Source organism: Hansschlegelia sp. KR7-227, from assembly GCF_049446035.1.
Classification (GTDB): Bacteria; Pseudomonadota; Alphaproteobacteria; order Rhizobiales; family Methylopilaceae; genus Methylopila.
Map to the genome: position 1 here is coordinate 1,643,707 of NZ_JBMSEA010000001.1, position 12,793 is coordinate 1,656,499.

Annotated in this window: 12 protein-coding genes; 9 read left to right on the plus strand and 3 right to left on the minus strand. The window is 69.9% G+C overall.

Translation table 11 applies throughout. The annotated features are described in order from the left end of the window. Nucleotides 1-71: 71 nt before the first annotated feature. The 9 genes from urtE (at nt 72) to ureG (ending at nt 6,895) form a co-directional block, all read left to right on the plus strand. Nucleotides 72-767, plus strand: a complete 696-nt coding sequence (gene urtE, locus ACO2RJ_RS07690; protein WP_423267398.1) for an urea ABC transporter ATP-binding subunit UrtE — start codon at nt 72-74, stop codon at nt 765-767. Then, nucleotides 742-1,590, plus strand: a complete 849-nt coding sequence (locus tag ACO2RJ_RS07695) for an urease accessory protein UreD (RefSeq protein ID WP_423267399.1) — start codon at nt 742-744, stop codon at nt 1,588-1,590. The genes urtE and ACO2RJ_RS07695 overlap by 26 nt, the downstream gene beginning before the upstream one ends. Before the next feature lie 190 nt (nt 1,591-1,780). Further along, nucleotides 1,781-2,401 (plus strand): urease subunit gamma, encoded by a 621-nt coding sequence (locus ACO2RJ_RS07700; RefSeq protein WP_423267400.1) that lies wholly within the window; start codon nt 1,781-1,783, stop codon nt 2,399-2,401. Between the two features lie 33 nt (nt 2,402-2,434). Continuing rightward, nucleotides 2,435-2,737, plus strand: coding sequence for an AbrB/MazE/SpoVT family DNA-binding domain-containing protein (locus ACO2RJ_RS07705; protein ID WP_423267401.1), 303 nt, complete (start codon nt 2,435-2,437; stop codon nt 2,735-2,737). After that, nucleotides 2,734-3,135 carry a PIN domain-containing protein gene (locus ACO2RJ_RS07710; protein WP_423267402.1) on the plus strand — a complete coding sequence of 134 codons (402 nt, stop codon included), beginning with the start codon at nt 2,734-2,736 and terminating at the stop codon, nt 3,133-3,135. Before ACO2RJ_RS07705 ends, ACO2RJ_RS07710 begins: the two co-directional genes overlap by 4 nt. A gap of 4 nt (nt 3,136-3,139) precedes the next feature. Further along, entirely contained in the window at nt 3,140-4,852 is a 1,713-nt protein-coding gene (gene ureC / locus ACO2RJ_RS07715; protein ID WP_423267403.1) for an urease subunit alpha, read from the plus strand. Nucleotides 4,853-5,003: 151 nt separating this feature from the next. Further along, entirely contained in the window at nt 5,004-5,459 is a 456-nt protein-coding gene (locus ACO2RJ_RS07720) for an urease accessory protein UreE (RefSeq protein WP_423267404.1), read from the plus strand. Nucleotides 5,460-5,567: 108 nt separating this feature from the next. Then, nucleotides 5,568-6,284, plus strand: coding sequence for an urease accessory protein UreF (locus ACO2RJ_RS07725; RefSeq protein WP_423267405.1), 717 nt, complete (start codon nt 5,568-5,570; stop codon nt 6,282-6,284). Next, on the plus strand, nt 6,281-6,895 hold the full coding sequence (ureG, locus tag ACO2RJ_RS07730) for an urease accessory protein UreG (protein WP_423267407.1): 615 nt from the start codon (nt 6,281-6,283) through the stop codon (nt 6,893-6,895). The genes ACO2RJ_RS07725 and ureG overlap by 4 nt, the downstream gene beginning before the upstream one ends. Nucleotides 6,896-7,082: 187 nt before the next feature. Here ureG and ACO2RJ_RS07735 read toward each other — a convergent pair whose 3' ends face one another. The 3 genes from ACO2RJ_RS07735 to ACO2RJ_RS07745 form a co-directional block, all read right to left on the minus strand. After that, the gene (locus ACO2RJ_RS07735) at nt 7,083-7,721 is read right to left on the minus strand and encodes a TetR/AcrR family transcriptional regulator (RefSeq protein WP_423267408.1); all 639 of its coding nucleotides are present in this window, start codon (nt 7,719-7,721) and stop codon (nt 7,083-7,085) included. A 180-nt stretch (nt 7,722-7,901) separates the two neighbouring features. Then, nucleotides 7,902-11,123, minus strand: a complete 3,222-nt coding sequence (locus tag ACO2RJ_RS07740; RefSeq protein WP_423267409.1) for an efflux RND transporter permease subunit — start codon at nt 11,121-11,123, stop codon at nt 7,902-7,904. Nucleotides 11,124-11,333: 210 nt separating this feature from the next. Continuing rightward, nucleotides 11,334-12,557, minus strand: coding sequence for an efflux RND transporter periplasmic adaptor subunit (locus ACO2RJ_RS07745; protein WP_423267410.1), 1,224 nt, complete (start codon nt 12,555-12,557; stop codon nt 11,334-11,336). Nucleotides 12,558-12,793: the final 236 nt, after the last annotated feature.

Genomic DNA, 12,793 nt, shown 5'->3' on the forward strand with positions numbered 1-12,793 from the left:
ATGCTGAGGAGCGGCGGCGGAGCCGGCGCGTCTCGAAGCACGCAGTCGATCTCGGGCGGAGGGCCCTGCGCATGCTGAGCGTCGAGGACGTCTCGCTCTATTATGGCTCCTCCCGCGCTTTGAAGGGCGTGTCGGTGACGGCGGCGGCGGGCGAGGTCACCTGCGTGCTCGGCCGCAACGGGGTGGGCAAGAGCTCGCTCTTGCGCGCCATCACCGGCCAGCGGCCGATCTCGGACGGGCGGATCCTGCTCGAGGGCAAGTCGATCGCCGCGCTCAAGCCCTATGAGCGCGCGAGCCTCGGCGTCGCCTATGTGCCGCAGGGCCGCGAGATCTTCCCGCTGCTCACCGTGCGCGAAAATCTCGAGACCGGCTTCGCGCCGCTGAAGCGCAGGGACCGCACGATCCCGGCGGAGATCTTCGAACTGTTCCCGGTGCTGAAGTCGATGCTGCACCGGCGTGGCGGCGACCTGTCGGGCGGCCAGCAGCAGCAGCTCGCGATCGGCCGCGCGCTGGTGACGCGCCCGAAGCTGCTCGTGCTCGACGAGCCGACCGAGGGCATCCAGCCCTCCATCATCAAGGACATCGGCCGCGCCATCCGCTACTTGCGCGACAAGGGCGGCATGGCCATCGTGCTGGTCGAGCAGTATTTCGACTTCGCCCAGGAGCTCGCCGACCGCTTCATCGTGATGGAGCGGGGCGAGGTCGTCGAGGCCGGCGACGCCAAGGCGCTCGAGGGGGACGATGTACGCCAGCGCCTTGCGTTCTGAGATTTTGGAGAGGGCGCCCGGTCCCCGCCGGCAGCGCGCGGAGGGGCGGATCGCCGTCGGCGTCTCGGCCTCGGCCGGCGCCTCGCGCGTCGTCCGCCTGTCCGAAAGCGGCTCGTCGCGGCTGCGGCTGCCGCGGTCGGAGCACGGGCTCGACGGCGTCCTGCTCAACATCGCCGGCGGCCTCGCCTGCGGCGACCGGATGGCGGTGGAGGCCGAGGTCGGCCCCGGCGCGACGCTTGCGCTGTCGACGCCCGGCGCGGAGCGCGTTTACCGCTCCGACGGAGCGGACGTGACGGTCTCCACCCGGCTTTCCGTCGGCGCTGAGGGCCGCCTGAGCTGGCTGCCGCAGGAGACCATCCTGTTCGACCGCTCGCGCCTCGTCCGCACCCTCGAGGCTGACGTCGCGGCGGACGGTCGCCTCACCGTCTACGAGGCGCTCGCCTTCGGCCGTCAGGCGCGCGGAGAAACCGTCGAGACCGGCCTGTTGCAGGACCGCTGGCGGGTGCGGCGCGGCGGAAGGCTCGTCTTCGCCGAGACGCTGCGGCTCGCAGGCCCCGTCCGCGACCTGCTGGCGAAGCGCACGGTCGGCGGCGGCGCGACCGCGCTCGCCACCCTGCTCCATGTCGCGCCGGACGCGGAAGCGCGGGTCGACGCCGTCCGCGAGGCGCTTCTCGGTCATGACGTCGAGGCCGGCGTCAGCGCCTGGAACGGCGTGCTGACCGTGCGCCTGCTTGCCCGCCTGTCCGAGGCGCTGCGCGACGCCGCCCGCGCCGTGCTGCCGCTGCTGACGGGCCGCCCCCTGCCGCGGGTGTGGGCATGCTGAGCGCCCGGAACAGGACGCGGGGATCGCCTGCGTGCTTCGAGACGCCGTCCTGCGGACGGCTCCTCAGCATGAGGGGCGTGGAGGGTGACGTCTATCGGCTGGATGGAGGGCCCAGACTTCCTCATGCTGAAGAGCCCGCGCCAGCGGGCGTCTCGAAGCACGCACCCCGTTCGACCGAGGATAGGCCGGAATGAACCTCACGCCCCGCGAAAAGGACAAGCTGCTGGTCGCGATGGCCGCGATCGTGGCGAGGAGCCGCCTCGCCCGCGGCGTGAAGCTGAACTATCCCGAGGCGATCGCGCTCATCACCGACTTCGTGGTCGAAGGCGCGCGCGACGGGCGCTCGGTCGCCGAGCTGATGGAGGCCGGCGCGGGCGTGCTCACGGCCGACCAGGTGATGGACGGCATCCCCGAGATGATCCACGACATCCAGGTCGAAGCGACGTTTCCGGACGGGACGAAGCTCGTCACCGTGCACCACCCGATCCGCGGCGAGGCCTCGCAGCTTGCGGCGGGCGAAGTCATCCCGGCGGCCGGCGAGATCGAGCTCAACGCGGGCGCCGAGACCGTCACGGTCAGCGTGGCGAACACCGGCGACCGGCCGATCCAGGTCGGGAGCCACTACCACTTCTTCGAAACCAACCCGGCGCTGGACTTCGACCGGGCAAGCGCCCGCGGCATGCGCCTCGACATCGCCTCCGGCACGGCGGTGCGCTTCGAGCCGGGCCAGACGCGGACGGTGACGCTCGTCCCGTTCTCCGGCGCCCGGAAGGCGTTCGGATTTCGGCAGGAGGTCATGGGAGAGCTGTGATAATCTCTGACGTACAGCGCGACGGAGGTTTCGATGCCCACGTTCACGGCCAAAGTCGACGATGCAGGAGCCGTGGTGTTGCCGAAGGAGCTGCGCGACCGGCTCGCGATCGCGCCCGGAGCGACGGTCGAGTTCTTCCTGGCGTGGGACGGGCAGGTCCACGTCCACGCCATCACGGGCACGACCGAAGGCCTTGCCGGACTCGTGGTCGAGAAGCGGTCGCCGCCTCTGTCGATCCGCGAGATGGACGACGCCATCATGGATGCGGACTTGGAAAGGGACGAGCGGTCGAAAAGCGGCAGGCGGCCGGAACGCGCCGGCCAAGCGGCGGAATGATCGGCCTCGACACGAATGTCCTGGTCCGCCTGTTCGCCGCGGACGATCGGGTGCAGACCGATGCGGCTCGACGGCTAATCGACGAGGCCGACGAGTCCGCCTTCGTCAACATCGTCACGGTCGTCGAATTGCTGTGGGTGCTCCGCCGCGCCTATCGCGTCGACGACGATCGGCTGACGGTCGTCGTGCGGAAGCTCACCGAACACCCCAGGATCGTCTGCGGCGAGAAGGACCTCATGCGCGAGGCCGCCCATCGATCCAAGGAGAACGGCGAGGACATGCCGGACGCCATCATCGCCCTGCTGAACAAGCGCGCCGGGTGCAGGACCACCTTCACGTTCGATCGCGAAGCGGCCTATGGCGACGATTTTACGTTGATATCCATGGGGGACCGCTAGACCGATGCCCGCCCGCATCTCCCGCTCCGCCTACGCCGACATGTTCGGCCCGACGACCGGCGACCGCATAAGGCTCGCCGACACCGCGCTGGTGATCGAGGTCGAGCGCGACTTCACCACTTATGGCGAGGAGGTGAAGTTCGGCGGCGGCAAGACCATCCGCGACGGGATGGGGCAGAGCCAGGCCTCGCGGGCGCAAGGGGCGGTCGACACGGTCATCACCAACGCGGTGGTGCTCGACCATTCCGGCATCTTCAAATGCGACATCGGCATCCGCGACGGGCGCATCGTCAGGCTCGGCAAGGCCGGCAACCCGGACGTCCAGCCCAGCGTCGACATCGTCGTCGGCCCCGGCACCGAGGTGATCGCGGGCGAAGGCAAGATCGTCACCGCCGGGGGCTTCGACAGCCACATCCACTTCATCTGCCCGCAGCAGATCGAGGAGGCGCTGGCGTCGGGCGTCACCTCCATGCTGGGCGGCGGCACGGGCCCCGCGACCGGCACCAACGCCACCACCTGCACGCCCGGCCCATGGCATCTCGCGCGCATGATCGAAGCGGCGGACGCCTTCCCGATGAATCTCGGCTTCGCCGGCAAGGGCAACGCGTCCCTTCCGGCCGGCCTCGAGGAGCAGGTGCGCGCAGGCGCCTGCGCGCTCAAGCTCCATGAGGACTGGGGCACGACCCCGGGCGCAATCGACTGCTGCCTGACCGTCGCGGACTTGGCCGACGTGCAGGTGATGATCCATTCCGACACGCTGAACGAGAGCGGTTTCGTCGAGCACACGATCGCGGCCTTCAAGGGCCGCACCATCCACGCCTTCCACACCGAAGGCGCCGGCGGCGGCCATGCGCCCGACATCATGAAGGTGGCGGGGCTTCCCAACGTGCTGCCCTCGTCGACGAACCCGACGCGGCCCTACACGAAGAACACCATCGACGAGCATCTCGACATGCTGATGGTGTGCCACCATCTCGACCCGTCGATCCCGGAGGACCTCGCCTTCGCCGAGAGCCGCATCCGCAAGGAGACGATCGCCGCCGAGGACATCCTCCACGACATCGGCGCGCTCTCGATGATGTCGTCGGACAGCCAGGCGATGGGCCGGGTCGGCGAGGTCGTCATCCGCACCTGGCAGACCGCCGACAAGATGAAGCGCCAGCGTGGCGGCCTGCCCGGCGAGACCGGCGACAACGACAATCTGCGCGCCCGCCGCTACGTCGCGAAATACACGATCAACCCGGCGATCGCCCACGGCGTGTCGAAACATGTCGGCTCGGTCGAGGCCGGCAAGCTCGCCGACCTCGTGCTGTGGACGCCCGCCTTCTTCGGCGTGAAGCCGGACATGGTGATCAAGGGCGGCGTCATCGCCATGGCGCCGATGGGCGACCCCAACGCCTCGATCCCGACCCCGCAGCCCGTGCACTACCGCCCGATGTTCGGCGCCTACGGCCCCGCCCCGCTCGCCAACTCGCTCACCTTCGTCTCGAAGGCCGCGCTCGAGGACGGGCTGCCGGAGAAGATCCTGGCGCGCAAGCCGATGGTGGCCGTGGAGAACGTCCGCGGCGGCATCTCGAAGAAGTCGATGATCCTGAACGACGCCACGCCCGTCATCGAGATCGACGCCGAGACCTACGATGTCCGCGCCGACGGCGAGCTGCTGGTCTGCGAACCCGCCGAAACGCTGCCGATGGCGCAGCGGTATTTCATGTTTTGACGGCGGATTCAGACGTGCTGCGCGCTTCGAGACGCGAGCCTCGCGGCTCGCTCCTCAGCATGAGGAGGTTTGGGGTTTCCATCCGCCACGCTCCTCATGCTGAGGAGGCCCGAAGGGCCGTCTCGAAGCACGCAGGGGATGTCCACGAGTCATGACCCGCGCCGTCTCCGTCGTCCGCCGCCCTGCGGTGAAGCCCCCCGCCGTCGTGGACGCGATCACCCTCGACCACGAGGCCCGCAACCGCCGGCGGCTCGCCATGACGGCGGACGGCGGCCTCGCCTTCCTGCTCGACCTTCCGCGCCCCATGGCGCTCGACCATGGCGACGCGCTGAAGCTGGAGGACGGGCGGCTGGTCGAGGTGCGCGCGGCCGAGGAGGAGCTGGTCGAGATCACCGCCGCGACGCCGCTCAGGCTCGCCAAGATCGCCTGGCATCTCGGCAACAGACACACGCCGGCGGAGGTGACGGAAGACGCGATCTATGTCGCGCCCGACCATGTGCTGGTCGACATGGTCCGGGGGCTTGGAGCCGCGACGCGGACCGTGCGGCGGGCGTTCCGCCCGGAGACCGGCGCCTATGGCGGCGGCCATGGCCATGCGCATGACTGACGCCGACCCGCTGACGCAGTCGTTCCGGGCTCGTCCCGGAACCCATTTCCGCTGCGTGTCGCCAGGCATGGCTCGGTCCGCGGGAATGGATGCCGGGGCAGGCCCGGCATGACGGCGGAGCATGCGGACACGTCCTCGGCGCACGGACCTGCGGCCGCCGTAACCACCCTGCTCGCCTGGCTCTCGCCCGCCTTTCCCGTCGGCGGCTACGCCTACAGCCACGGGCTGGAGCAGGCGGTGGAGGACGGCGACGTGACCGATCCCGCCTCGCTGGAGGCCTGGCTCGGCGACGCGCTCGCGCTCGGCTTCGGCCGCAACGACGCGATCCTGCTGCAGGCCGCGCACCGCGCGGCGGAGGCGGAGGACGCAGCGGGGCTCATCGCGATCAACGAGCTGGCGCTCGCCTTCGCGGCCACGAAGGAGCTGCATCTCGAGACCAGCCAGCAGGGCCGCAGCTTTCTCGACGTCGTCTGCGCATCCTGGCCGAACCCGTGGCTCGCGGCCTCAGCCGAGGCGCTCGACGGCCCGGTCGCCTACCCCGTCGCGGTCGGCCTCGCAGCCGCGTGCCACGGCGTTCCGGCCCGTGACGCGGCGGCGGCCTTCCTGCTCGCGGTCGCGCAGGCCCTGGTCTCGGCTGGCGTCCGGCTCGCGCCGATCGGGCAGACGGCGGGCGCGATGATCGTCGCCCGGCTGGCGCCGCTGGCGCGGGACCTCGCGGCGGAGACGGCGGGCCTCGGCGCCGACGACCTCGCCAGCGCGACCTTCAGGCTGGACCTGAGCTCCGCGCGCCATGAAACTCAATATACGAGGCTTTTCCGCTCATGACCGCAGCCAACGGACCTCTCCGCGTCGGGATCGGCGGCCCCGTCGGCTCCGGCAAGACGGCGCTGATGGAGGCGCTCTGCCGCCGCTTCCGCGACGCTTACGAGATCTGCGCGATCACCAACGACATCTACACCAAGGAGGACGCCCGCATCCTGGTCGAGGCCGGCGCGCTCGACGCGGACCGCATCATGGGGGTGGAGACAGGCGGCTGCCCGCACACCGCGATCCGCGAGGACGCGTCCATCAACCTCGCGGCCGTCGCCGAGATGAACCTGCGCTTCCCGAAGCTCGACCTCATCCTGATCGAGAGCGGCGGCGACAATCTGGCGGCGACGTTCTCGCCGGAGCTCGCCGACATCACGATCTACGTCATCGACGTCGCGGGCGGCGAGAAGATCCCGCGCAAAGGCGGCCCCGGCATCACCCGGTCCGACATGCTGGTGGTGAACAAGACCGACCTCGCGGGGATGGTCGGCGCCGACCTCTCGGTGATGGAGGCCGACACGATCCGGATGCGCAAGGGCGGCCCTTACGTGTTCGCGAGCGTGAAGAACGGCGAGGGCGTGGACCCGGTGGCGGCCTTCATCGAGCGCGCCGGCGGGCTGCGCTGACGGGGGCCGCTGCAACGGCGCCGGCCAGGCGGCGACCGGCGCGTCCGTAGAACGCCGTCATCCGGGCTCGTCCCGGAATCCATATGCACGCCGGGCGCAAGGTCGCGCGACCGTCGCGGAAATGGGTCCGGGACGAGCCCGGGACGACGGCGGCGGTTCTGGGGAAGCTCCGTCGGCGGCGCGCGGTTCAGGAGGGCGCGAGGTCCGGCGCGGCGATGCGTTCGCCGAGAGCGGAGACCGGGCGCGCCGCCGGCAGCGCCTTGAGCGCCACGTCGACCACGCGGTGCAATTCGGCTCGTGTGGCTCCGGAGGTCGCCTTCACGGCCATGCCGAGGCCGACCGCCATGACGTAGCGCGCCCAGTCGGCGGGGTCCTCGCCCGCGGGCAGGTCGCCCTCCTCGGACGCGCGCTCCAGCCGCTCGCGAAGCGTGTCCTCGCTCAGCGAACGGCGGGCGATGAGCTCGTCGCGGATCGCCGACCCCTCCCCGCCGCAGCCGACGCCGCTGTTGACGCCAAGGCAGCCTGGCGGGTGCATCGGGTCGGTCAGCACGTCGGCGTAGCCCTTGAGCAGCTGTTCGATCGTGCAGCGCGCCGAGGGCGCGGCGAGCGCGTGCGCGACGAAGCACAGATGGTTCTGCTCGTAGCGGTCGAGCACCTTGCGGAACAGGTCTTCCTTGTTGCCGTAGGTGGCGTAGAGGCTGGGACGGGTGATGCCCATCGCCTCCGTCAGGTCGGTCAGCGACGCGCCCTCATAGCCGTGCCGCCAGAACACCTGGAGCGCGGCGCACAGCGCCTCGTCGACGTCGAACTCTTTGGGCCTTCCCATGCGACGGGCCTCAACCTGACTTCACTCACCGACATAGTCAGTCCGGACCGTCGCGTCGAGGGTAACGAGCGACCCTCGGGCTTCAGGGGACTTCGGCGGCCGCCGGGATGAGGACCGGCGGCCGCCGCCGTCGAGGGAGACGACGCGTGCGTGGGGACGCTTAACCGCTCGTCGCCTCCCTCAACCGATGGACAGGGCGTTCGGCGCAGGCGCCGCCGGCGCGGCGTCGCCATGCGGCGCGATCGGCGCGTGCCCCGCCGCGCCCTTCAGCTTGCGGCCGCCGGCGAGCGTGCGGATCACGACGTAGAACACAGGCGTCAGGAACAGGCCGAAGGCGGTCACGCCGATCATGCCGGCGAACACCGCGACGCCCATCGCAGCCCGCATCTCGGCGCCCGCCCCGGTCGAGGTGACCAGCGGCAGCACGCCCATGATGAAGGCGAGCGAGGTCATCAGGATCGGCCGGAGACGCAGCCGGCTGGCTTCGATCGCGGCCTTGAGCGGCGTCGCGCCGGCGAGCTCCAGCTCGCGGGCGAACTCGACGATCAGGATCGCGTTCTTCGCCGATAGTCCCACCAGCACGATCAGGCCGATCTGGGTGAAGACGTTGTTGTCGCCGCCCGACAGCCAGACCCCGACGAGAGCCGCCAGAATGCCCATCGGCACGATCAGGATGATCGCGATCGGCAGCGTCAGGCTCTCATATTGCGCGGCGAGCACCAGGAAGACGAGCAGGATCGCGACGGGGAAGACGATCAGGCCGGAATTGCCGGCGATGATCTCCTGATAGGTCAGCTCGGTCCACTCGTAGGAGAAGCCCTTCGGCAGCGTCTCCGCCGCGATCTTCGCGACCGCGTCCTGCGCCTGTCCCGTCGAGAATCCCGGCGCCGCGCCGCCATTGATGTCGGCCGCGAGGAAGCCGTTGTAGCGCATGGCGCGCTCCGGCCCGGCAGATGGCTTGACCGTCATCAGCGCCGACAGCGGCACCATCTCGCCCGAGTTCGACCGGACCTTCAGGAAGCCGACGTCTTCGGCGTGGGCGCGGTAGGCGGAATCCGCCTGCACGCGCACCGAATAGGTGCGGCCGAACTTGTTGAAGTCGTTGACGTAGAGCGAGCCGAAATAGATCTGCAGCGTGTTGAACACCTCCGCGATCGGCACGCCGAGCTGGCGGGCCTTGGTGCGGTCGATGTCGGCGAACAGCTGCGGCACGTTCACCTGATAGGAGGAGAACAGGCCGGCAAGCTCCGGCGCCTGCGCGGCCTTGGCGAGGAACGCCTTGGTCGCCTGGTCGAGCGCTTGGTAGCCCTGCCCCGACTTGTCCTCGATCTGGAGCTTGAAGCCGCCGATGGTGCCGAGCCCCTGGACGGGCGGCGGCGGGAACATCGCGATCGTCGCGTCCTTGATCCCCGCGAACTTGGCGTTGAGGCTCTGCGCGATCGCGCCGGCGCTCAAGGAGGGGTCGCGGCGCTCCTCGAACGGCTTCAGCGTCGTGAACACGATGCCGGCGTTGGACGAGTTGGTGAAACCGTTGATCGACAGGCCGGGGAAGGCGACGGCGCTCTGCACGCCCGGCTCCTTGAGCGCGATGTCGCCCATGCGGCGGATCACGTCCTCGGTGCGGTCGAGCGAGGCCGCGTCCGGCAGCTGCGCGAAGCCGACGAGATATTGCTTGTCCTGGGCCGGCACGAAGCCGCCGGGGATCGTGCGGAACAGCTGCCCGGTGACGGCGATCAGACCGACGTAAAGCGCGAGCATCACGACTTTGCGGCCGATCGCGACGCCGACGCCGCGCGAATAGGCGTTGGAGCCCGCCGAGAAGGCCCGGTTGAAGGGGCGGAAGAACCAGCCGAACAGGACGTCGATGATCCGCGTGAGCCGGTCCTTCGGCGCGTCGTGGCCCTTGAGCAGGAGCGCCGCCAGCGCCGGCGACAGCGTGAGGGAGTTGATCGCCGAAATCACCGTAGAGATCGCGATCGTCAGCGCGAACTGCTTGTAGAACTGGCCCGTCAGGCCGGAGATGAAGGCGAGCGGCACGAACACCGCGATCAGCACCAGCGCGATCGCGACGATCGGGCCGGACACCTCCTGCATCGCCTTGAGCGCCGCCTCGCGGGGCCTCAGCCCCTCCTCGATGTTGCGCTCGACGTTCTCCACCACGACGATCGCGTCGTCGACCACGATGCCGATGGCGAGCACCAGCCCGAACAGGCTGAGCGCGTTGATCGAAAAGCCGAAGAGATGCATCACCGCGAAGGTGCCGACGATCGAGACCGGCACCGCGACCAGCGGGATGATCGACGCCCGCCAGGTCTGCAGGAACACCACGACGACGAGCACCACCAGCGCCACCGCCTCGAGCAGCGTGTGGACGACCGCGTCGATCGACGAGCGGACGAACTGGGTTGTGTCGTAGACGATCGCGTAGTCCACGCCCTCCGGCATGTTGGCCTTGATGTCGCGCATCTCGGCCTGCACGCGGTCGGCGATGTCGATCGCGTTCGAGCCGGGCGCCTGGAACACCGGGACCGCGACCGCCGACTTGTTGTCGAGCAGCGAGCGCAGCGCGTAGTCGGCGGCCCCCATCTCGATGCGGGCGACGTCGCGCAGCCGCACCACTTCGCCGTTCGCGCCGGACTTCACGATGATGTCGCCGAACTCCTCCTCGCTCTGCAGGCGCCCCTGGGCGTTGACCGACAGCTGGAGGTCGACGTCGGAGGGCGCCGGCGAGCCGCCGACGACGCCGGCCGCGGCCTGGACGTTCTGGGCGCGGATCTCGTTCACGACGTCGGAGGCCGACAGGCCGTGCTCGGCGACGCGCTGCGGGTCGAGCCAGACGCGCATGGAATAGTCGCCGGAGCCGAACAACTGAACCTGGCCCACGCCGGGGATGCGGGCCAGCCGGTCCTTGACGTTGAGCACGGCGTAATTGCGCAGATACGTCATGTCGTAGCGGCCGTTCGGCGACGTCAGATGCACGACGAGCGTCAGGTCAGGCGAGGACTTCACCGTGGTGACGCCGAGCGCGCGCACCTCCGCCGGCAACCGGGGCTCGGCCTGGCTGACGCGGTTCTGGACGAGCTGCTGCGCCTTGTCGGGGTCGTAGCCGAGCTGGAAGGTGACGGTGAGCGTCATCACGCCGTCCGTCGTCGCCTGGCTCGACATGTAGAGCATGCCCTCGACGCCGTTGATCTGCTCCTCGATCGGCGTCGCGACCGTCTCGGAGATGACCTTCGGGTTGGCGCCGGGATAGGTTGCGCGCACCACGATCTGGGGCGGGACGACGTCCGGATATTCCGAGATCGGCAGCGCCCGGAGCGCGAGCAGCCCGGCGAGGAAGATCACCGCGGAGAGCACGCCCGCGAACACCGGCCGGTCGATGAAAAACTTGGAGATGTTCATGGCTTGCGGCCCTACGGACGTCGACGTTGCGTGCTGCGTGCTTCGAGACGCATCGCTGGCGCGATGCTCCTCAGCATGAGGAGGTCTGTGCTCCGGCATCCGCCGGACGTCTTCGACGGCGTCCTCGGTCCTCCTCATGTTGAGGAGGCCCGAAGGGCCGTCTCGAAGCACGCAGGCGGCCTCCCCGGCCGTCCGCGCGCCGTTCGTTCGTCAGTTCGTCTCGTTCGACGCCTGTCTGGCGGCGGCCGCGGAGCCGTCCATCGCGACCGGCTCCGGCGCGATCGGGGCGCCGGGCTTGACGTGCTGGAAGCCGTTCACGACGACCCGTTCGCCAGGCTCCAGCCCGTTCAGAACGATGCGCAGACCCTCGGCCGCGGCGCCGAGCTTGACCTCGCGCCAGGCCGCCTTGTCGTCGTCGCCGACGACGAAGACGAAGGTCTTGTCCTGGTCGACGCCGACCGCCCGGTCGCTCACCAGCACCGCCGATTCCGGCTTCGCCTGGCCCATCTTCAGGCGCGCGAACTGGCCGGGCATCAGCCGGCCCTGCGGGTTCGCGAAGGCGGCGCGCACCCGCACCGTGCCGGCCGCGGCGTCGACGACGGGGGCCATATACTGCAGGGACCCGCGCACGGCGGAGCCCGCGGAATCCGTCGCCATCTCGACCGGGATCGAGCCGACGCCGTCTCGCACGTCGCCCGGGCCGGCGGGAAGCGACTCGAGGGCTTTCAGCACCGACCGCTCATCCGCGTCGAAGCTCGCATAGATCGGATCGACGGATACGAGATGCGTCAGCACCGGCGCGCCGGGACCGGCGGCGATCAGGTTGCCGACGGTCACCTCGATGCGGCCCACGCGACCCGAGACAGGCGCGCGGACCTCCGTGTAGCCGAGGTTGAGCTCGGCGATCTTCAGCGCGGCCCGGGCGCCCTGCTCGCTCGCCTGCGCCTCGCGCAGCGCGTTGACGCGAACGTCGAGATCGCGCTGCGAGATGGTCTCGAGCCGCGTCATCTTCTGGCCGCGTTCGAGATCGGCCTTGGCGAGCGCGATCCGGGCCTCGGCCGACGCGACCTGCGCGCGCGCCCGGTCGACCTCGGCCCGGTAGGGCGCGGGGTCGATGGTCAGCAGCGGGTCGCCCTTCGCGACCAGCGCGCCCTCACGGAAATGGATGGCGTCGACGGCCCCCGACACCCGGGCGCGGACCTCGACGCGGTCGACCGCCTCGAGCCGGCCGGAGAACTCGACCCATTTGGCGACGTCACGGCGCTGAACGCGCGCGACGGAGGCCGGAATCGCCTGGACGACCGCCGCCGCCGGAGCGCCGTTCGCCGACATGTCGCTCGCCGGCACGGCGACGAACAGCGCGCCGCCGCCCACCGCGGTCGCGGCCACGGCGGCCAGCAGCCGTGATTTCAGTCTGGAGGATGAGAGCGCCATAGCGTGTCCCCGGTGTCGCACCTTGATCCATACCAACCGGTACTGTACCGACAAGTAGCGAGCGGGGAGCGGGGTCGTCAAGCTATTTCATACTCATCGGTATGAAATATTTGTGCGGTGCGAAAAACGGCGGGCTCGCAGCGCGACGGCGCCCGCGACGTTCAAGGCGCATACAGGCGCCTGTCGCCGGCCGCGCGCCATGAAAAAGGGCGGCGCCGCGAGCGGGCCGCCCTTCC